Source organism: Kosakonia sp. Marseille-Q7440 (genome assembly GCF_965119485.1).
Window position 1 is genome coordinate 671,582 of record NZ_CBCPLT010000002.1, and the last position, 20,955, is coordinate 692,536.

Annotated in this window: 18 protein-coding genes and 2 tRNA genes; 18 read left to right on the forward strand and 2 right to left on the reverse strand. The window is 53.7% G+C overall.

All coding sequences use genetic code 11. The features are described from left to right. The first annotated feature begins 7 nt into the window (after positions 1-7). Entirely contained in the window at positions 8-484 is a 477-nt protein-coding gene (greA, locus tag ACWPW2_RS17115) for a transcription elongation factor GreA (RefSeq protein WP_023480955.1), read from the forward strand. 153 nt (positions 485-637) lie between these two features. Here greA and yhbY read toward each other — a convergent pair whose 3' ends face one another. Beyond that, positions 638-931, reverse strand: coding sequence for a ribosome assembly RNA-binding protein YhbY (gene yhbY, locus ACWPW2_RS17120; protein ID WP_023480872.1), 294 nt, complete (start codon positions 929-931; stop codon positions 638-640). Between the two features lie 118 nt (positions 932-1,049). Between yhbY and rlmE the strand changes: the two genes are divergently transcribed. The 6 genes from rlmE (at position 1,050) to ACWPW2_RS17150 (ending at position 6,652) form a co-directional block, all read left to right on the forward strand. Next, positions 1,050-1,676, forward strand: coding sequence for a 23S rRNA (uridine(2552)-2'-O)-methyltransferase RlmE (gene rlmE, locus ACWPW2_RS17125; RefSeq protein WP_094422249.1), 627 nt, complete (start codon positions 1,050-1,052; stop codon positions 1,674-1,676). A 102-nt stretch (positions 1,677-1,778) separates the two neighbouring features. Next, positions 1,779-3,710 carry an ATP-dependent zinc metalloprotease FtsH gene (gene ftsH, locus ACWPW2_RS17130; protein ID WP_454124325.1) on the forward strand — a complete coding sequence of 644 codons (1,932 nt, stop codon included), beginning with the start codon at positions 1,779-1,781 and terminating at the stop codon, positions 3,708-3,710. 98 nt (positions 3,711-3,808) lie between these two features. Beyond that, complete coding sequence (gene folP / locus ACWPW2_RS17135; RefSeq protein WP_454124327.1) at positions 3,809-4,657, forward strand: dihydropteroate synthase; 849 nt, start codon at positions 3,809-3,811, stop codon at positions 4,655-4,657. Then, a complete protein-coding gene (glmM, locus tag ACWPW2_RS17140) occupies positions 4,650-5,987 on the forward strand; it encodes a phosphoglucosamine mutase (RefSeq protein ID WP_279794558.1) in 1,338 nt (445 codons plus the stop codon). Before folP ends, glmM begins: the two co-directional genes overlap by 8 nt. A 226-nt stretch (positions 5,988-6,213) precedes the next feature. Next, positions 6,214-6,546 carry a preprotein translocase subunit SecG gene (secG, locus tag ACWPW2_RS17145; protein WP_054802976.1) on the forward strand — a complete coding sequence of 111 codons (333 nt, stop codon included), beginning with the start codon at positions 6,214-6,216 and terminating at the stop codon, positions 6,544-6,546. A 19-nt stretch (positions 6,547-6,565) separates the two neighbouring features. Further along, positions 6,566-6,652: transfer RNA gene (locus ACWPW2_RS17150), tRNA-Leu, on the forward strand. Between the two features lie 129 nt (positions 6,653-6,781). On the opposite strand, the gene argG is transcribed toward ACWPW2_RS17150, so the two are convergent. Beyond that, complete coding sequence (gene argG, locus ACWPW2_RS17155) at positions 6,782-8,128, reverse strand: argininosuccinate synthase (protein ID WP_023481007.1); 1,347 nt, start codon at positions 8,126-8,128, stop codon at positions 6,782-6,784. A 377-nt stretch (positions 8,129-8,505) separates the two neighbouring features. Here argG and ACWPW2_RS17160 point away from each other — a divergent pair. The 11 genes from ACWPW2_RS17160 (at position 8,506) to ACWPW2_RS17210 (ending at position 20,819) form a co-directional block, all read left to right on the forward strand. Next, positions 8,506-8,582: transfer RNA gene (locus ACWPW2_RS17160), tRNA-Met, on the forward strand. A gap of 209 nt (positions 8,583-8,791) precedes the next feature. After that, positions 8,792-9,244 carry a ribosome maturation factor RimP gene (gene rimP / locus ACWPW2_RS17165; protein WP_017457352.1) on the forward strand — a complete coding sequence of 151 codons (453 nt, stop codon included), beginning with the start codon at positions 8,792-8,794 and terminating at the stop codon, positions 9,242-9,244. Positions 9,245-9,272: 28 nt separating this feature from the next. Then, the gene (gene nusA / locus ACWPW2_RS17170) at positions 9,273-10,760 is read left to right on the forward strand and encodes a transcription termination factor NusA (RefSeq protein ID WP_023480893.1); all 1,488 of its coding nucleotides are present in this window, start codon (positions 9,273-9,275) and stop codon (positions 10,758-10,760) included. 24 nt (positions 10,761-10,784) lie between these two features. Then, on the forward strand, positions 10,785-13,499 hold the full coding sequence (gene infB, locus ACWPW2_RS17175) for a translation initiation factor IF-2 (RefSeq protein WP_023480825.1): 2,715 nt from the start codon (positions 10,785-10,787) through the stop codon (positions 13,497-13,499). A 95-nt stretch (positions 13,500-13,594) separates the two neighbouring features. Then, the gene (gene rbfA, locus ACWPW2_RS17180) at positions 13,595-13,996 is read left to right on the forward strand and encodes a 30S ribosome-binding factor RbfA (protein ID WP_023480926.1); all 402 of its coding nucleotides are present in this window, start codon (positions 13,595-13,597) and stop codon (positions 13,994-13,996) included. Then, positions 13,996-14,943 (forward strand): tRNA pseudouridine(55) synthase TruB, encoded by a 948-nt coding sequence (truB, locus tag ACWPW2_RS17185; protein WP_454124331.1) that lies wholly within the window; start codon positions 13,996-13,998, stop codon positions 14,941-14,943. Before rbfA ends, truB begins: the two co-directional genes overlap by 1 nt. A 145-nt stretch (positions 14,944-15,088) precedes the next feature. Next, complete coding sequence (gene rpsO / locus ACWPW2_RS17190) at positions 15,089-15,358, forward strand: 30S ribosomal protein S15 (RefSeq protein ID WP_017457357.1); 270 nt, start codon at positions 15,089-15,091, stop codon at positions 15,356-15,358. 244 nt (positions 15,359-15,602) lie between these two features. Beyond that, positions 15,603-17,738 (forward strand): polyribonucleotide nucleotidyltransferase, encoded by a 2,136-nt coding sequence (gene pnp / locus ACWPW2_RS17195; RefSeq protein WP_023480719.1) that lies wholly within the window; start codon positions 15,603-15,605, stop codon positions 17,736-17,738. A 109-nt stretch (positions 17,739-17,847) separates the two neighbouring features. Continuing rightward, on the forward strand, positions 17,848-18,732 hold the full coding sequence (nlpI, locus tag ACWPW2_RS17200; protein ID WP_023481039.1) for a lipoprotein NlpI: 885 nt from the start codon (positions 17,848-17,850) through the stop codon (positions 18,730-18,732). 109 nt (positions 18,733-18,841) lie between these two features. Then, on the forward strand, positions 18,842-18,922 hold the full coding sequence (yrbN, locus tag ACWPW2_RS17205; protein ID WP_124971232.1) for a protein YrbN: 81 nt from the start codon (positions 18,842-18,844) through the stop codon (positions 18,920-18,922). Continuing rightward, positions 18,915-20,819, forward strand: a complete 1,905-nt coding sequence (locus ACWPW2_RS17210; protein WP_094422235.1) for a DEAD/DEAH family ATP-dependent RNA helicase — start codon at positions 18,915-18,917, stop codon at positions 20,817-20,819. Before yrbN ends, ACWPW2_RS17210 begins: the two co-directional genes overlap by 8 nt. The last annotated feature ends 136 nt before the right edge of the window (positions 20,820-20,955 follow it).

Here is a 20,955-nt window from a genome sequence, read left to right on the forward strand (position 1 = left end):
ATAACAAATGCAAGCTATTCCGATGACCCTACGTGGTGCAGAAAAACTGCGCGAAGAGCTGGAATTTTTGAAAACCGTTCGTCGCCCTGAAATCATCGCCGCTATTGCGGACGCCCGCGAACATGGCGATCTCAAAGAGAACGCTGAATACCACGCCGCGCGTGAGCAGCAGGGCTTTTGTGAAGGCCGCATTAAAGATATCGAAGCGAAACTGTCGAATGCGCAGGTTATCGATATCTCCAAAATGCCGAAAAATGGCCGCGTCATTTTCGGTTCTACGGTGACCGTGCTGAACCTTGATAACGACGAAGAGCAAACCTACCGCATCGTTGGCGATGACGAAGCCGACTTTAAGCAGAATCTTATCTCGGTGAACTCGCCTATTGCACGCGGTCTGGTGGGGAAAGAGCAGGATGATGTGGTTGTCATTCGCACCCCTGGCGGCGAAGTGGAGTACGAAATCATCAAGGTGGAATATCTTTGATTACAGCGTCAGCGTTAATTGTTGACGGATTGTAAAGATAAGAAAAAGGCCGCATTGCGGCCTTTTATGAACTCCTGGAGCGTGGCATTTTGCTCATCTGCTGGCGGAAACCCCTCGTTTTACACTGATTTTGTGTTCAACTCAGGATATCCTTTAGCGCGGCAGCGAAATTTTACGCTCTGCGGTCGGGCGATAAAGCACCAGCGTTTTACCGATGACCTGGACATTACAGGCACCGGTTTCGCGAACGATAGCTTCCACGATCAAGGTCTTAGTTTCTCTCTCTTCAGAGGCGATCTTCACCTTGATAAGTTCATGGTGCTCAAGCGCTTGTTCGATCTCGGCCAGTACCCCTTCGGTCAAACCATTGTTGCCAAGCATAACTACCGGCTTGAGCGGATGTGCCAGACCTTTCAGGTGCTGTTTTTGTTTAGTACTCAGATTCATCGTATATTTTGCTTACGTTGGGATTGAAAACGGGTCATTCTACCGCCATCTCCTCTGTATCGCCAAATTGCGCGTCGAAATTTCTCGGTGACGCCGATGAAACCGGATGGAAAGTTAAATGACAGGTAAAAAGCGTTCTGCCAGTTCAAGCCGCTGGCTTCAGGAACACTTTAGCGATAAATATGTTCTTCAGGCGCAGAAAAAAGGGTTACGTTCCCGTGCCTGGTTTAAACTTGATGAAATACAGCAAAGTGACAAGATTTTTAAACCGGGGATGACCGTGGTTGACCTGGGTGCTGCACCCGGTGGATGGTCGCAATATGCGGTCACACAGATTGGTGGGAACGGGCGCATTATCGCGTGCGATCTTTTACCGATGGATCCAATCGTCGGCGTAGACTTCCTTCAGGGCGATTTTCGTGATGAATTAGTTCTGAAAGCGTTACTGGAACGTGTTGGTGACAGTAAAGTTCAGGTTGTCATGTCAGATATGGCTCCTAATATGAGCGGAACGCCAGCGGTGGATATTCCCCGCTCTATGTATCTGGTAGAGCTGGCGCTGGAGATGTGCCGCGATGTGTTAGCGCCAGGCGGTAATTTTTTAGTGAAAGTGTTCCAGGGCGAAGGTTTCGATGAGTACCTTACGGAAATTCGCTCCCTGTTTACGAAGGTTAAAGTGCGTAAACCGGACTCTTCGCGTGCTCGTTCGCGCGAAGTGTATATTGTAGCGACCGGGCGAAAATGATACCCCGTTGATTTCGGCCTTCGGTTTGAATGAAACGGGATATGTTGTATCCTGCCGCTGTTTTTAACACAGTTGTAATATGAGGTTAATCCCTTGAGTGACATGGCGAAAAACCTAATACTCTGGCTGGTCATTGCCGTCGTGCTGATGTCAGTATTCCAGAGCTTTGGGCCCAGCGAGTCAAATGGCCGTAAGGTGGATTACTCTACCTTCCTGCAAGAGGTCAACCAGGACCAGGTTCGCGAAGCGCGTATCAACGGACGTGAGATCAACGTTACCAAGAAAGATAGTAACCGTTACACGACTTACATCCCGGTCAACGATCCTAAACTGCTCGATAACCTGCTGACCAAAAACGTCAAGGTTGTGGGTGAACCACCTGAAGAACCGAGCCTGCTCGGTAACATCTTCATCTCCTGGTTCCCGATGCTGTTGCTGATTGGGGTATGGATTTTCTTCATGCGCCAGATGCAGGGCGGCGGTGGCAAAGGCGCCATGTCGTTCGGTAAGAGCAAAGCGCGCATGCTGACTGAAGATCAGATCAAAACCACTTTTGCTGACGTCGCGGGCTGCGATGAAGCTAAAGAGGAAGTGGGCGAGCTGGTTGAATATCTGCGTGAGCCGAGCCGTTTCCAGAAACTGGGCGGTAAAATCCCGAAAGGCGTCCTGATGGTCGGCCCTCCGGGTACCGGTAAAACGCTGCTGGCGAAAGCGATCGCCGGCGAAGCAAAAGTGCCGTTCTTTACGATTTCCGGTTCTGACTTTGTTGAAATGTTTGTCGGCGTGGGCGCATCCCGCGTACGCGACATGTTTGAACAAGCCAAGAAAGCCGCACCGTGCATCATCTTTATCGATGAGATTGACGCCGTAGGCCGTCAGCGTGGCGCAGGTTTAGGCGGTGGTCATGATGAACGTGAGCAGACCCTGAACCAGATGCTGGTTGAGATGGATGGTTTCGAAGGCAATGAAGGCATTATCGTTATTGCTGCGACCAACCGTCCGGACGTACTGGACCCGGCGCTGCTGCGTCCAGGCCGTTTCGACCGTCAGGTTGTCGTTGGGCTGCCGGACGTTCGCGGTCGCGAGCAGATCCTGAAAGTGCATATGCGCCGTGTGCCGCTGTCGCCGGATATTGACGCTGCGATCATCGCGCGTGGTACTCCGGGCTTCTCCGGTGCGGATCTGGCCAACCTGGTCAACGAAGCTGCGTTGTTTGCTGCGCGCGGTAACAAACGCGTTGTCTCAATGGTTGAGTTCGAAAAAGCGAAAGACAAAATCATGATGGGTGCGGAACGTCGCTCCATGGTGATGACGGAAGCGCAGAAAGAGTCCACCGCGTATCATGAAGCGGGCCATGCGATTATTGGTCGACTGGTGCCGGAGCACGATCCGGTACATAAAGTGACGATTATTCCGCGCGGTCGTGCGCTGGGCGTAACCTTCTTCCTGCCGGAAGGGGATGCGATTAGCGCCAGCCGTCAGAAGCTGGAGAGCCAGATCTCTACGCTCTACGGCGGTCGTCTCGCAGAAGAGATCATCTACGGTGTTGAGCATGTTTCTACCGGTGCGTCGAACGACATTAAAGTCGCGACCAACCTGGCACGTAACATGGTGACGCAGTGGGGCTTCTCGGACAAACTGGGTCCGCTGCTCTACGCCGAAGAAGAGGGCGAAGTGTTCCTCGGACGTTCCGTCGCGAAAGCGAAACATATGTCTGATGAAACCGCGCGTATTATCGACCAGGAAGTGAAGGCGCTGATTGAACGTAACTACAATCGCGCACGCCAGATCCTGAATGAGAACATGGATATTCTCCATGCGATGAAAGATGCTCTGATGAAATATGAGACCATCGACGCACCGCAGATTGATGACCTGATGTCTCGTCGTGATGTACGTCCGCCAGCGGGCTGGGAAGATCCTGGCGCGAATAACTCTGACAATAACGGTACCCCGCGCGCGCCGCGTCCGGTTGATGAACCGCGTACGCCGAACCCGGGCAACACCATGTCAGAGCAGTTTGGCGACAAATAAGCTTTCTGCAATTGATGAACTGTCTGTAATGAAACCCTGGGGCCTGCTCCGGGGTTTTTCTTTTCTGTTCAACCGTAATACCTTCAGGGACTTCAGTCATGAAACTTCATGCCCAGGGCTCCACACTTGAGCTGTCTCATCCCCACGTGATGGGGATCCTCAACGTCACGCCGGACTCCTTTTCTGATGGCGGTAGCCACAACACGCTGATTGAGGCGGTCAAACATGCCAACCTGATGATTAACGCAGGGGCGACCATTGTGGATATCGGCGGTGAATCTACGCGACCTGGTGCCGCGGAAGTGAGCATTGAAGAGGAACTGGCGCGCGTCATCCCGGTTGTGGAAGCGATAGCGCAGCGTTTTGAAGTGTGGATCTCGGTTGATACGTCAAAGCCTGAAGTGATCCGTGAAGCCGCGCGGGCAGGCGCGCACATCATCAATGATATTCGCTCTTTGACAGAGCCTGGCGCGCTTGAAGCGGCGGCACAAACCGGATTGCCTGTCTGCCTGATGCATATGCAGGGTCAACCGAAGACGATGCAGGAAGCGCCAAAGTATGATGACGTCTTTGCCGACGTGAACCGCTTTTTTGTGGAGAATATTGCGCGCTGTGAACGTGCGGGGATCGCAAAAGAAAAATTGTTGCTCGACCCTGGGTTCGGTTTCGGTAAGAATCTCTCCCACAATTATGCGCTGCTTGCCCGGTTAGGCGAGTTTCACCACTTCGGCTTACCGTTGTTGGTAGGAATGTCGCGTAAGTCGATGATCGGCCAGTTATTAAATGTCGGGCCCGCAGAGCGGTTAAGCGGCAGCCTGGCATGTGCAGTGATTGCTGCGATGCAGGGTGCGCAGATTATTCGTGTCCATGACGTAAAAGAAACGGTAGAAGCTATGCGGGTGGTGGAAGCCACACTGTCAGCGAAGGAAAATAAACGCTATGAGTAATCGTAAATATTTTGGCACTGATGGCATTCGTGGCCGTGTTGGCGACGCACCTATCACCCCTGATTTCGTCCTCAAGCTGGGCTGGGCCGCGGGCAAGGTGCTGGCGCGTCACGGCTCACGTAAAATTATTATCGGCAAAGATACCCGCATCTCGGGCTATATGCTGGAATCGGCACTGGAAGCGGGGCTCGCCGCTGCTGGTCTCTCTGCTTCCTTTACTGGACCGATGCCGACACCTGCCGTCGCTTACCTGACCCGTACCTTCCGTGCGGAAGCGGGTATCGTCATTTCTGCTTCCCATAACCCGTTCTATGACAACGGGATCAAGTTCTTCTCCATTGACGGTACTAAGCTGCCGGACGCGGTTGAAGAGGCGATTGAAGCGGAGATGGAGAAAGAGCTGACCTGCGTTGACTCTGCCGAATTGGGTAAAGCCAGCCGTATCGTCGATGCCGCTGGCCGTTATATTGAGTTCTGCAAAGCGACCTTCCCGAATGAGCTAAGCCTCAACAGCCTGAAAATTGTGGTGGATTGTGCCAATGGCGCGACATACCACATCGCCCCGAATGTCTTCCGCGAGCTGGGTGCTAAAGTCATTGCGATTGGCTGCGATCCGGATGGCGTCAACATCAATGAAAAATGTGGTGCGACAGATGTGAAAGCGCTGCAAGATCGTGTTCTGGCAGAGAAGGCGGATCTGGGCATCGCTTTTGACGGCGATGGCGATCGCGTGATCATGGTTGACCACGAAGGTAATAAAGTCGATGGCGACCAGATTATGTATATCATCGCGCGTGAAGGCCTGCGTCAGGGGCAGTTGCGCGGTGGTGCGGTCGGCACGCTGATGAGCAATATGGGGCTCGAACTGGCGCTTAAGCAACTGGGCATTCCCTTTGCGCGCGCGAAAGTGGGCGACCGTTACGTGCTGGAAAAAATGCAGGAGAAAGGTTGGCGCATCGGTGCGGAAAACTCAGGCCATGTGATCCTGCTGGATAAAACCACCACTGGCGACGGAATTGTTGCCGGGTTACAGGTTGTCGCGGCGATGGTGCGTAACCATATGACGCTGCACGATCTCTGCAGCGGCATGAAAATGTTCCCGCAGGTTCTGGTGAATGTCCGCTTTACCGCTGGTAATGGCGATCCGCTGGAAGATGAGAACGTTAAAACCGTGATGGCAGAGGTTGAAGCGACGCTGGGGAACCGTGGTCGCGTGCTGTTGCGTAAGTCTGGCACTGAGCCATTGATCCGCGTAATGGTTGAAGGCGAGGATGAAGCGCAGGTTACCGCGCTGGCTAATCGCATTGCCGATGCCGTTAAAGCGGTTTAACGATTCGGTAAGTGGCTAAAAAGGCAGCTTTTGCTGCCTCTATCTTCGCCATGTTGCGAGCTTTTGCTGTTTTTTTCCGCACTTGATAAAAAGCGTCGAAATTGCCCTTGCGCAGGTCAGTCGCTTTAGTTAGTATTCACACCCGCTTCAGTGGGAAAGCATGAAACATCCCGCGTTATTGGTTTGAAGCATTGGCTGCGGCAACCCCGCAAGGAACAGGTTGATTATGTACGAAGCTCTTTTAGTAGTTTTCCTTATTGTGGCTCTGGCTCTTGTAGCTCTGATTATGCTGCAGCAAGGTAAAGGCGCTGACATGGGAGCCTCCTTTGGCGCTGGCGCGTCCGGTACGCTGTTCGGTTCAAGTGGTTCTGGTAACTTCATGACTCGTGCAACTGCTGTGCTGGCAACACTGTTCTTTATTATTAGCCTTGTGCTGGGCAACATTAACAGCAATAAAACCAATAAGGGAAGCGAGTGGGAAAATCTGAGCGCACCGGCGAAGAGTGAACAGACTCAGCCAGCAGCGCCGGCTAAGCCGACCAGCGATATCCCGCAGTAAGTTGTGAGAAGTAAGTCGTGCCGAGGTGGTGGAATTGGTAGACACGCTACCTTGAGGTGGTAGTGCCCAATAGGGCTTACGGGTTCAAGTCCCGTCCTCGGTACCAATATTCCGAAAGAAAGACATCGAAAGATGTCTTTTTTTTCGTCTGTCGTTTGTGTGCCTGAATGGTTTGGCTACTCAACCGACAATAAAAAAGCGCCCGCAGGCGCTTTTTGCATTTCAGTGGCGGCGATTATTTCTTATCGCTGTGCTCCAGGTTTTCAACCTGCGGCAGGCCATTACCTGCGGTGGTGGAGATCAGGCCAGTCTGTACATAGTTGAAGAGCTTGGCACGGGTATCGGTAATGTCGAGGTTACGCATCGTCAGCTGACCAATACGATCGTCCGGAGAGAATACCGAGTCGCCTTTCTCCATGGTCAGACGTTCTGCCTGGTAGGTCAGGTTGTCGGAAACCGTATTCAGAATTGAGTAGTCATTCCCGCGACGCAGCTCGAGCGTCACTTCGCCAGTAATGGCACTTGCCACCCAACGTTGCAGGGCATCACGCAGCATCAGCGCTTGCGGATCGAACCAGCGGCCCTGATAGAGCAGGCGTCCGAGCTGACGGCCGTGCGCATGATACTGTTCAATGGTGTCTTCGTTATGAATGCCGGTCAGCAGACGTTCATAGGCGATATGCAGCAGCGCCATCCCCGGGGCTTCATAGATACCGCGGCTTTTCGCTTCAATGATACGGTTTTCGATCTGATCGCTCATGCCCAGACCGTGACGGCCACCAATACGGTTGGCTTCCATCATCAGTTCGACATCGTCGCTGAAAGTTTTGCCGTTCAGCGCGACAGGATGGCCCTGTTCAAAACGTACGGTAACTTCCTCGGCCGGGATCTTCACACTCTCATCCCAGAACTTCACGCCCATAATCGGGTTAACGATTTTGACGCTGGAGTTGAGGAATTCGAGATCTTTCGCTTCGTGGGTGGCACCCAGCATATTGGAGTCCGTCGAGTAGGCTTTTTCGGCTGACATTTTGTAGTCGAAGCCCGATGCGGTCATGAATTCGGACATTTCCTGACGGCCGCCCAGCTCGTCGATAAAGTCAGTATCGAGCCACGGTTTGTAGATCTTCAGTTCGGCATTGGTCAGCAGGCCGTAACGATAGAAACGTTCGATATCGTTGCCTTTATAAGTGCTGCCGTCACCCCAGATGTTGACGCCATCCTCTTTCATTGCCGCAACCAGCATGGTGCCGGTTACCGCACGACCGAGTGGGGTGGTATTGAAATAGGTCAAGCCGCCGGTGGTGTTGTGGAACGCACCGCACTGAATAGCCGCGATGCCTTCAGCGACCAGCTGTTTACGACAATCGATCAGGCGAGCATTTTCCGCACCGTACTCTTTCGCGCGACGCGGGATCGCCTCATAGTCATCCTCGTCAGGCTGGCCCAGGTTAGCAGTATATGCATAAGGAACTGCGCCTTTCTGACGCATCCACAGCAGCGCTGCGCTGGTGTCCAGACCGCCTGAAAAAGCAATACCAATACGTTGACCTGCGGGAAGATGCTTGAGAATCGTTGTCATAAAAAAATCCCTGCTTGATAGACTGATGGTGAGAGACTTAACAGCCACGCCACGCTATTTACACCACTCATTCTTACTTCTTTAGTGAATGGTTATGCAAAATAAATGAGTTTTCATTTAATCATCTTTTGGCGCGCACCGGAAGAGAGAAGCGCAATTTTCATTGTATAACTGAAAGAAAAAGCGGCATCTGTGCATAAAAACTCTCTTAATAATATGCAACAACGGCGGAGCACGTGATGCTATAGATGAGCGGTTGACACAACGCGATGTTTTTCAATATACTGCAAGCCGGTTTTACGTCCCGTCTTCGGTACCAAATCCCAGCATTATTTGCAAGTTGACGCTCAATCGAGTAAAATTTGCCACGTTTCAGGCGCGGGGTGGAGCAGCCTGGTAGCTCGTCGGGCTCATAACCCGAAGGTCGTCGGTTCAAATCCGGCCCCCGCAACCACTTTCCCTTAGTGTTCTTTTTCAAATATACTGTGAAGACTTAACGCCTTCTTTAGCGGGATTTGAAAAGAGTTCTTCCGGAAGGTTATCCAGGCCGCAGTTGCGGCTATAGGGTTCAGTTATTTAAAGCCCCGATTTATCGGGGTTTTTTGTTATCTGAGTACGAAATAACTGGGCTATATGCCCTTTTTTTATGTCTTGGGGGTGGACTTGTCCACATTAGAGCAAAAATTAACAGAGATGATTACGGCGCCGGTTGAAGCACTGGGCTACGAACTGGTCGGTATCGAATTTGTGCGTGGTCGCACATCTACACTGCGCATCTATATTGATAGTGAAGATGGCATCAATGTTGATGATTGCGCTGATGTCAGCCACCAGGTCAGTGCGGTACTGGATGTCGAAGATCCCATTACCGTAGCGTATAACCTGGAAGTTTCCTCACCAGGTCTTGAGCGACCTTTGTTTACGGCTGAGCACTACGCGCGCTTTAAGGGCGACGAAGTTTCGCTGGTGCTGCGGATGGCGGTGCAGAACCGTCGTAAGTGGCAGGGCATCATTAAAGATGTCGATGGCGAAATGATCACCGTTACGGTCGAAGGTAAAGATGAAGTGTTCGCCTTGAGCAATATTCAAAAAGCGAACCTGGTCCCCCACTTTTAACAGTCTGGATTGAGGTGAAAGGCCCCCAATGAACAAAGAAATTTTGGCTGTTGTTGAAGCTGTTTCTAACGAAAAGTCGCTTCCGCGTGAAAAAATCTTTGAAGCGCTGGAAAGTGCTCTGGCTACAGCAACCAAGAAAAAATATGAGCAAGAGATTGATGTGCGTGTAAGCATCGATCGCAAAAGCGGTGATTTCGACACATTCCGTCGCTGGCTGATCGTAGAAGAAGTGACGCAGCCGACGCGTGAAATCACTCTCGAAGCGGCACGTTACGAAGATGAGAGCCTGAACCTCGACGATTACGTTGAAGATCAGATTGAATCCGTGACGTTTGACCGTATCACCACCCAAACCGCGAAGCAGGTTATCGTACAGAAAGTACGTGAAGCAGAGCGCGCAATGGTTGTCGATCAGTTCCGCGAACACGAAGGTGAAATCATCACCGGCGTGGTGAAAAAAGTGAACCGCGACAACATCACGCTGGATCTGGGTAGCAACGCTGAAGCCGTGATCCTGCGCGAAGATATGCTGCCGCGTGAAAACTTCCGTCCGGGCGACCGCATTCGCGGCGTGCTGTACGCAGTGCGCCCTGAAGCGCGCGGTGCGCAGCTGTTCGTTACGCGTTCCAAGCCGGAAATGCTGATCGAACTGTTCCGCATTGAAGTGCCAGAAATCGGCGAAGAAGTTATCGAGATTAAAGCCGCAGCCCGCGATCCGGGTTCTCGTGCCAAAATTGCGGTGAAAACCAACGACAAGCGTATCGACCCGGTTGGGGCATGCGTTGGTATGCGTGGTGCCCGCGTTCAGGCCGTTTCTACCGAACTCGGCGGCGAACGTATCGATATCGTACTGTGGGACGACAACCCGGCCCAGTTCGTTATCAACGCGATGGCACCGGCTGATGTTGCTTCTATCGTGGTGGATGAAGATAAGCACACCATGGATATTGCTGTTGAAGCGGGCAACCTGGCGCAGGCGATTGGCCGTAACGGTCAGAACGTGCGTCTCGCGTCTCAGCTGAGCGGCTGGGAACTCAACGTTATGACCGTTGAAGATCTGCAGTCCAAGCATCAGGCTGAGGCTCACGCAGCGATTGATACCTTCACCCGTTATCTGGACATTGACGAAGATTTCGCCACTGTTCTGGTCGAAGAAGGTTTCTCAACGCTGGAAGAACTGGCCTATGTGCCAATCAAAGAGCTGCTGGAAATCGATGGCCTGGATGAAGACACCGTCGAAGCGCTGCGTGATCGTGCGAAAAGCGCACTGACTACTCTGGCGCTGGCGCAGGAAGAAAGCCTGGGGAATAAAGAACCGGCTGAAGACCTGCTGAACCTGGACGGTCTGGATCGTGCACTGGCTTTCAAACTGGCTGCTCGTGGTGTTTGTACGCTGGAAGACCTCGCCGAGCAAGGTGTGGATGACCTGAGCGATATCGAAGGGTTAACTGCCGACAAAGCCGGTGAGCTCATCATGGCCGCGCGTAATATTTGCTGGTTTGGTGACGAAGCGTAATAAACTGTAGCAGGAAGGAACAGCATGACAGATGTAACCGTAAAAACGCTGGCCGCTGAGATTCAAACCTCTGTGGACCGCCTGGTACAGCAATTTGCTGATGCAGGGATCCGCAAGTCTGCTGATGATTCAGTGACGGCGCAGGAAAAACAGACGCTGTTAGCGCATCTGAACCGTGAACACGGTTCTGCGCCTGATAAGCTGACGTTGCAGCGCAAAACGCGCAGCACATTAAATATTCAGGGCACCGGTGGGAAAAGTAAATCGGTGCAGATCGAAGTCCGTAAAAAGCGCACCTTTGTAAAACGCGATCCACAAGAGGCTGAACGTCTCGCTGCGGAAGAAGAGGCGATGCGTGAAGCGGAGGAGAAGGCCCGTCGTGAAGCAGAGGAAGCCGCTGAGCGAGAAGCCGAGGAAAAAGCCAAGCGTGAAGCCGAAGTGCGTCTGAAACGTGAAGCTGAAGAAAAAGCTAAACGCGAAAATGCCGAAAGCACGAAACGCGAAGCTGCGGAAAATAGCAAAGTGAGCAACCATCAAACTGACGAAGTGACCAGGGCAGCCCAGACGGAAAAAGCCCGTCGTGAATCCGAAGCGCAGGAACTCAAGCGTAAAGCGGAAGAAGAGGCTCGTCGTAAACTGGAAGAAAATGCACGTCGCGTAGCGGAAGAAGCCCGTCGAATGGCAGAACAGAACGAAGCAACCTGGACGGCAACGCCAGGCGAAGAAGAAGAGACGACCGGCGATTATCACGTCACCACCTCCCAGCATGCACGTCAGGCTGAAGATGATAACGATCGTGAAGTCGAAGGTGGCCGCGGCCGTACCCGTACCGCTAAAGCCCCGCGTCCGAAGAAAGGCAACAAGCACTCTGAAAGCAAAGCTGACCGTGAAGAAGCGCGTGCCGCGGTTCGCGGTGGTAAAGGCGGCCGTCAGCGTAAAGGCTCTGCACTGCAGCAGGGCTTCAACAAACCGGCCCAGGCCGTTAACCGTGACGTTGTGATCGGTGAAACCCTGACCGTCGGCGAGCTGGCTAACAAAATGGCAGTTAAAGGCTCTCAGGTCATCAAAGCGATGATGAAACTGGGCGCGATGGCAACCATCAACCAGGTCATCGACCAGGAAACCGCACAGCTGGTTGCGGAAGAGATGGGCCACAAAGTTATCCTGCGTCGTGAAAACGAACTGGAAGAAGCGGTAATGAGCGACCGTGACACAGGTGCTGCGGTTGAACCGCGCGCGCCGGTCGTGACCATCATGGGTCACGTTGACCACGGTAAAACCTCGCTGCTGGACTACATTCGTTCAACGAAAGTGGCATCCGCTGAAGCGGGTGGCATTACCCAGCACATCGGTGCTTACCACGTTGAAACCGACAACGGCATGATCACCTTCCTGGATACCCCAGGCCACGCCGCGTTTACCGCAATGCGTGCCCGTGGTGCTCAGGCAACGGATATCGTTGTTCTGGTTGTTGCAGCAGACGATGGCGTGATGCCGCAGACTATCGAAGCTATTCAGCACGCGAAAGCGGCGAAAGTGCCGGTTGTTGTTGCGGTGAACAAAATCGATAAACCGGAAGCCGATCCGGATCGCGTTAAAAACGAACTCTCTCAGTACGGGATCATTCCGGAAGAGTGGGGCGGCGAAAGCCAGTTCGTTCACGTCTCCGCGAAAGCCGGTACCGGTATCGACGACCTGCTGGATGCAATTCTGCTGCAGGCTGAAGTTCTGGAACTGCACGCTGTCCGTAACGGCATGGCGAGCGGTGTTGTTATCGAATCCTTCCTCGATAAAGGTCGTGGTCCGGTAGCTTCCGTGCTGGTACGTGAAGGTACGCTGCATAAAGGCGACATCGTACTGTGCGGCTTCGAATATGGCCGTGTGCGTGCGATGCGTGACGAGCTGGGTCGCGAAGTGACCGAAGCGGGTCCGTCCATTCCGGTGGAAATCCTCGGTCTTTCCGGCGTTCCGGCGGCGGGTGACGAAGCCACCGTGGTACGTGACGAGAAGAAAGCGCGTGAAGTTGCGCTCTATCGTCAGGGCAAATTCCGCGAAGTTAAACTGGCTCGCCAGCAGAAATCTAAGCTGGAGAACATGTTTGCCAACATGACCGAAGGCGAAGTGCACGAAGTGAACATCGTGCTGAAAGCTGACGTTCAGGGCTCCGTGGAAGCGATCTCCGACTCACTGCTGAAACTTTCTACTGAAGAAGTGAAAGTGAAGATTGTCGGCTCCGGCGTAGGTGGTATCACCGAAACCGACGCCACGCTCGCAGCTGCGTCCAACGCTATCCTGGTTGGCTTCAACGTTCGTGCCGATGCCTCTGCGCGTCGCGTGATCGAAGCGGAAGGTCTGGATCTGCGCTACTACTCCGTCATCTATAACCTGATCGACGAAGTGAAAGCGGCGATGAGCGGTATGCTCTCACCTGAGCTGAAACAGCAGATCATCGGTCTGGCTGAAGTGCGCGATGTGTTCAAATCGCCGAAATTCGGCGCGGTCGCTGGCTGTATGGTTACCGAAGGCGTCGTCAAACGTCACAACCCGATCCGCGTCCTGCGCGACAACGTGGTTATCTATGAAGGCGAGCTGGAATCCCTGCGCCGCTTCAAAGATGACGTTAACGAAGTCCGTAACGGCATGGAGTGTGGTATCGGCGTTAAGAACTACAATGACGTACGTACCGGCGATATGATCGAAGTCTTCGAAATTATCGAAATTAAGCGCTCTATCGAATAATCGACGCATTAGCGCAACGTAGGCCGGGAGCGAAGCGCCACCCGGCAAGAGATATCTAAAGGGGCTACGGCCCCTTTTTAGTCTGGAGAAGTAATATGGCGAAAGAATTTGGTCGCCCGCAGCGCGTCGCTCAGGAGTTGCAAAAAGAGATTGCCACTATCCTGCAGCGTGAAATCAAAGATCCGCGCCTGGGCATGATGACCACCGTATCCGGTGTCGAAGTCTCCCGCGATCTGGCGTATGCCAAAGTGTTCGTGACCTTCCTGAATGACAAAGATGAAGAGTCGATCAAAGCGGGCATTAAAGCCCTGCACGACGCTTCTGGTTTTATCCGCTCCCTGCTGGGGAAAGCGATGCGTCTGCGTATCGTGCCGGAACTGACATTCTTCTACGACAACTCGCTGGTTGAAGGGATGCGCATGTCGAACCTGGTCACCAGCGTGGTGAAGCATGACGATGAACGTCGTGTGAACCCGGACGACAGCAAGGAGGACTGATGAGTCGTCCTCGTCGTCGCGGTCGCGACGTGCATGGCGTACTGCTGCTGGATAAGCAGCAGGGCGCATCAAGCAATGATGTCCTGCAGAAAGTAAAGCGCCTCTATAATGCCAACCGCGCGGGTCACACCGGCGCGCTGGATCCGCTGGCAACCGGCATGCTGCCGATTTGCCTCGGTGAGGCGACGAAATTTTCCCAGTATCTGCTGGATTCCGATAAGCGTTACCGGGTGATTGCCCGTCTTGGTCAGCGCACCGATACGTCGGATGCCGATGGCCAGGTCGTTGAAGAGCGCCCGGTGACCTTTACCGCCACAGAGCTGGCGAGTGCGCTGGAGAGCTTCCGCGGTAACACGCAGCAAATCCCTTCGATGTACTCGGCCCTGAAGTATCAGGGCAAGAAGCTTTACGAGTATGCGCGGCAGGGCATTGAAGTGCCGCGTGAAGCGCGCCCTATCACCGTGTATGAACTGCTGTTTATTCGTCATGAAGGTGATGAGCTCGAGCTGGAAATCCACTGCTCCAAAGGGACTTACATTCGCACGATTATTGACGATCTGGGCGAGAAGCTGGGCTGCGGCGCGCACGTAATCTATTTGCGTCGTCTGGCGGTCAGCCGTTACCCGATTGAGCGGATGGTTACCCTTGAGCAGTTGCAGGAGTTAGTCCAGCAGGCCGAGCAGCAGGACGTTCCTGCGGCAGAGCTGCTCGATCCGCTGTTGATGCCGATGGATAGCCCGGCGTCCGACTTCCCTGTTGTAAACATTCCCATCGTGGTTGCTGCCTATTTCAAAAACGGCCAACCGGTACGCGCTTCCACTACGCCGGCCGAAGGGCTGGTCCGCGTGACGGAAGGCGAAGAGGGTAAGTTTATCGGCATGGGCGAAATTGATGATCAGGGACGAGTTGCGCCGCGTCGTCTGGTTGTTGAGTATCCTGCTGACTGACGGGCTTACCTTGCGGGAATGCCCGACTACGAGTAGAATATTGCCGCTTAACGCCGGGCTATGTATTTAACATACCCGGCGTTAAACCTGGGGGAGCTGAATTAGAGATCGGCACCCTGTCATTCTTATATCACTGGAGTTGAAAATGTCTCTAAGCGTTGAAGCTAAAGCAAAAATCGTTTCCGAGTTTGGTCGTGGTTCTAACGACAGCGGTTCTACCGAAGTTCAGGTTGCACTGCTGACTGCTCAGATTAACCACCTGCAGGGTCACTTTGCAGAGCACAAAAAAGATCACCACAGCCGTCGTGGTCTGCTGCGTATGGTTTCTCAGCGTCGTAAACTGCTCGACTATCTGAAACGTAAAGACGTTGCACGCTACACCGCGCTGATCGAGCGTCTGGGTCTGCGTCGCTAAGTCTGGCGAGTTTCAAGAAGGGGCCTTTACGGCCCCTTTTTTCAACCAGGCGGCAGCAATTGGCACTAAACTGATGTATTGTTGCCAGGTATGATCTTCATTGCAGAGGTTCGCGCGGCTAATGAGAGGCTTTATCCGTAATGGGCGGGTTAAGGTTGTCATTAGTCGCGAGGATGCAAGAAGGTCCGGTTTAATTATCAGCACGCCCTGGGTGTGCTGATGTTCATTAAGAAAGGATAGAATTTTGCTGAATCCGATCATTCGTAAATTCCAATATGGTCAACACACCGTCACGCTGGAAACCGGCATGATGGCCCGTCAGGCAACCGCTGCCGTGATGGTAAGCATGGACGACACCGCGGTATTCGTTACCGTTGTTGGCCAGAAAAAAGCAAAACCAGGTCAGGACTTCTTCCCGCTGACCGTTAACTACCAGGAGCGTACCTACGCTGCCGGTAAAATCCCGGGTGGCTTCTTCCGTCGTGAAGGCCGTCCGAGCGAAGGCGAAACCCTGATCGCGCGTCTGATTGACCGCCCGGTTCGCCCGCTGTTCCCGGAAGGTTTCGTCAACGAAGTCCAGGTTATCGCTACCGTAGTTTCCGTTAACCCGCAGGTTAACCCGGATATCGTAGCGATGATTGGTGCTTCTGCTGCACTGTCTCTCTCTGGTATTCCGTTCAATGGCCCGATCGGCGCCGCGCGCGTTGGTTACATCAACGACCAGTATGTGCTGAACCCGACTCAGGAAGAGCTGAAATCCAGCAAGCTGGATCTGGTTGTTGCCGGTACCGAAGCAGCTGTGCTGATGGTTGAATCCGAAGCAGAACTGCTGAGCGAAGATCAGATGCTGGGCGCGGTGGTTTATGGCCACGAGCAGCAGCAGATTGTTATTCAGAACATCAACGATCTGGTGAAAGAAGCGGGTAAACCGCGCTGGGACTGGCAGCCGGAAGCGGTCAACGAAGCGCTGAACGCGCGCGTTGCAGCGCTGGCAGAATCCCGTCTGAGCGATGCTTACCGCATCACCGACAAACAGGAGCGTTACGCTCAGGTTGACGTGATCAAATCTGAAACCATCGCGACGCTGGTTGCAGAAGATGAGACCCTGGACGCTAACGAGCTGGGCGAAATCCTGCACGCTATCGAGAAAAACGTTGTTCGTAGCCGCGTACTGGCAGGCGAACCGCGTATCGATGGCCGCGAAAAAGATATGATCCGTGGTCTGGACGTTCGTACCGGCGTTCTGCCGCGTACTCACGGCTCCGCGCTCTTTACCCGTGGCGAAACGCAGGCGCTGGTAACAGCAACCCTGGGTACCGCACGTGACGCGCAGAACATCGACGAACTGATGGGCGAGCGCACTGACAGCTTCCTGTTCCACTACAACTTCCCTCCGTACTCCGTAGGTGAAACCGGTATGGTCGGTTCGCCGAAGCGTCGTGAAATTGGTCACGGTCGTCTGGCGAAACGCGGCGTGCTGGCTGTTATGCCGGAAGCTGATAAATTCCCGTACACCGTGCGTGTGGTTTCTGAAATCACCGAATCCAACGGTTCCTCTTCCATGGCTTCCGTGTGCGGCGCATCGCTGGCACTGATGGATGCAGGCGTACCGGTGAAAGCCGCTGTTGCCGGTATCGCAATGGGCCTGGTGAAAGAGGGCGAAAACTTTGTCGTTCTGTCTGACATTCTGGGCGATGAAGATCACCTGGGCGACATGGACTTTAAAGTGGCCGGTTCCCGCGACGGTATCTCTGCGCTGCAGATGGATATCAAAATCGAAGGCATCACCAAAGAGATCATGCAGGTTGCGCTGAACCAGGCGAAAGGTGCACGTCTGCATATCCTCGGCGTGATGGAGCAGGCGATTAACGCGCCGCGTGGCGATATCTCTGAGTTTGCGCCGCGTATCCACACCATCAAGATCAACCCGGACAAGATCAAAGACGTTATCGGTAAAGGCGGCTCCGTTATCCGTGCCCTGACCGAAGAGACCGGCACGACCATCGAAATCGAAGATGACGGTACCGTGAAAATCGCGGCAACCGACGGCGACAAAGCGAAATTCGCGATTCGTCGTATCGAAGAGATCACCGCTGAAATCGAAGTGGGCCGTATCTACAACGGTAAAGTCACCCGTATCGTCGACTTTGGTGCGTTTGTTGCCATCGGTGGCGGTAAAGAGGGCCTGGTACACATTTCTCAGATCGCCGATAAGCGCGTAGAGAAAGTGACCGACTACCTGCAGATGGGTCAGGAAGTACCGGTGAAAGTTCTGGAAGTTGACCGCCAGGGCCGTATTCGTCTAAGCATTAAAGAAGCAACTGAACAAACTCAGCCTGCTGAAGCGTCAGAAGCGCCGCAAGCAGAACTGGGCGAGTAAGGTTTGCCTTTGCCCTCCGCGCAGGCGGAGGGCTTATTCTCAGGCAGGACGCCATGTTTGCAGCCGGGGGACAGGACGTTCATCCAATTGTTGTCTTCGGGAGTAGGAAATGAAGCCTTTTTTGCGCTGGTGTTTCGTTGCGACAGCTCTAACGCTGGCAGGATGCAGCAACTCTGCCTGGCGTAAGAGCGAAGTCCTCGCGGTGCCATTGCAACCGACTTTGCAGCAAGAAGTGATTCTGGCACGCATGGAACAAATTCTTGCCAGTCGGGCTTTATCCGATGATGAACGCGCACAGCTTTTATATGAGCGCGGAGTATTGTATGATAGTCTCGGTTTGAGGGCGTTGGCGCGGAATGATTTTTCACAAGCGCTGGCCATCCGACCCGATATGCCTGAAGTATTCAATTACTTAGGCATTTATTTAACGCAGGCAGGCAATTTTGATGCTGCCTATGAAGCGTTTGATTCTGTACTTGAGCTTGATCCAACTTACAACTACGCGCACTTAAACCGCGGCATCGCTCTGCACTATGGCGGTCGTGATAAGTTAGCGCAAGATGATCTGCTGGCGTTTTATCAAGACGATCCTAATGATCCTTTCCGTAGCCTGTGGCTTTACATCGTTGAGCGGAAGCTCGATGAGCACAAGGCGAAAGAAGCACTGAAACAGCGCTTCGAAAAATCGGACAAGGAACAATGGGGATGGAATATTGTCGAGTTCTACCTCGGTGACATTAGCGAATCTGAGCTAATGGATCGCCTGAAGGCGGACGCAACGGATAACACCTCGCTCGCTGAGCATCTCAGTGAAACCAACTTCTATTTAGGTAAGTACTACCTAAGTCTGGGGGATAAGGACAGCGCTACGGCACTGTTCAAATTAGCGGTTGCTAACAACGTCCACAACTTCGTTGAGCACCGTTATGCATTGTTGGAATTATCGCTCTTGGGCCAGGAGCAAGACGACCTGGCAGAATCGGACCAGCAATAGCTGACGACATAAACATCAGCCCGTAATCTTTTTTGATTGCCATCACCTTAACTGGTGAGGGCGTTGTTGTTCGTCAATACACCTACTTTGAGCCGGTTCACACTTTTCAATGAAAATTGCCAAATATTTTCACGATGAGTTATGTAGACTGGCCGCCAATGACATAGAGGCACTTGTACTACATGGCTGAATTCGAAACCACTTTTGCAGATCTGGGCCTGAAGGCTCCTATCCTTGAAGCCCTTAACGATCTCGGTTACGAAAAACCATCTCCGATCCAGGCTGAGTGCATTCCGCACCTGCTGAACGGTCGTGACGTGCTGGGCATGGCCCAGACTGGTAGCGGGAAAACCGCAGCGTTTTCTCTTCCGCTGCTCCATAACATCGATCCGGACCTGCGTGCGCCGCAGATCCTCGTGCTTGCTCCGACCCGCGAACTGGCGGTTCAGGTAGCTGAAGCGATGACCGATTTCTCTAAACACATGCATGGCGTGAACGTGGTTGCTCTTTACGGCGGCCAGCGTTATGACGTGCAATTACGCGCCCTGCGTCAGGGCCCGCAGATCGTTGTCGGTACGCCGGGACGCCTGCTGGATCACCTGAAACGCGGCACCCTGGACCTCTCCAAACTGAGCGGTCTGGTGCTGGATGAAGCCGACGAAATGCTGCGCATGGGCTTTATCGAAGACGTAGAAACTATCATGGCGCAGATCCCGGAAGGTCATCAGACCGCTCTGTTCTCCGCCACCATGCCGGAAGCGATTCGTCGCATTACCCGCCGCTTTATGAAAGAGCCGCAGGAAGTGCGCATTCAGTCCAGCGTGACAACTCGCCCGGACATCAGCCAGAGCTACTGGTCTGTCTACGGCATGCGTAAAAACGAAGCGCTGGTTCGCTTCCTTGAAGCTGAAGATTTTGATGCCGCGATCATCTTCGTACGCACCAAAAACGCAACTCTGGAAGTGGCTGAAGCGCTGGAGCGCAACGGTTACAACAGCGCCGCGCTGAACGGTGACATGAACCAGGCCCTGCGTGAGCAGACTCTGGAGCGTCTGAAAGATGGTCGTCTGGACATCCTGATTGCAACCGACGTTGCGGCCCGTGGCCTGGACGTTGAGCGTATCAGCCTGGTTGTTAACTACGATATCCCGATGGACTCCGAGTCTTACGTTCACCGTATCGGCCGTACCGGTCGTGCGGGTCGTGCTGGCCGCGCGCTGCTGTTCGTTGAGAACCGCGAGCGTCGTCTGCTGCGCAACATCGAACGTACGATGAAGCTGACCATTCCGGAAGTAGAACTGCCGAACGCAGAACTGCTGGGCACACGCCGCCTGGAAAAATTCGCCGCGAAAGTACAGCAGCAGCTGGAAAGCAGCGATCTGGACCAGTACCGCGCGCTGCTGGCGAAAATCCAGCCCTCTTCTGAAGAAGAGATGGATATCGAAACGCTGGCTGCCGCACTGCTGAAAATGGCACAGGGCGAACGTCCGCTGATCCTGCCGCCGGATGCACCGATGCGTCCTAAGCGTGAGTTCCGCGAGCGTGATGAGCGTTTCGAACGCCGTGGCGATCGTAACGACCGCAATGATCGTGGTCCGCGTACCGAACGTGCCGGTGAAGACCGTCCGCGTCGTGAGCGTCGCGATGTTGGCGATATGGAACTGTACCGTATTGAAGTGGGCCGTGATGACGGTGTTGAAGTTCGTCATATCGTTGGCGCGATCGCTAACGAAGGCGACATCAGCAGCCGCTACATCGGCAACATCAAGCTGTTCGGTTCGCACTCCACCATCGAACTGCCGAAAGGCATGCCGGGCGAGGTTCTGCAGCACTTTACCCGCACGCGTATTCTCAACAAACCGATGAATATGCAGCTGCTGGGCGATGCACAGCCGCGTGAGCGCAGCGAACGCCGTCCTGGCGGCGGTGAGCGTCGTAGCTTCGGCGGCGGCGAGCGTCGTGAAGGTGGCCGCGGTCCGCGTCGTGATGGTGCAGCACCGGCTGGTGCAGGCCGTTTCAGCGGTGAGCGTCGTGAAAATCGCGGTCCGCGCCGCGAAGAAGGTACTACCCGTCGTCGTGACGCGTAAACCTTACGCTTCAATCGTAAAGTAATAGATACAGCCCCGATCGAAAAGATTGGGGCTTTTTTTATCCGCAATGTACTCCTGTACTGGTACAATGCATCGGCTTTACTTTCGGCATAGCGCCATTACAGGAGAACGT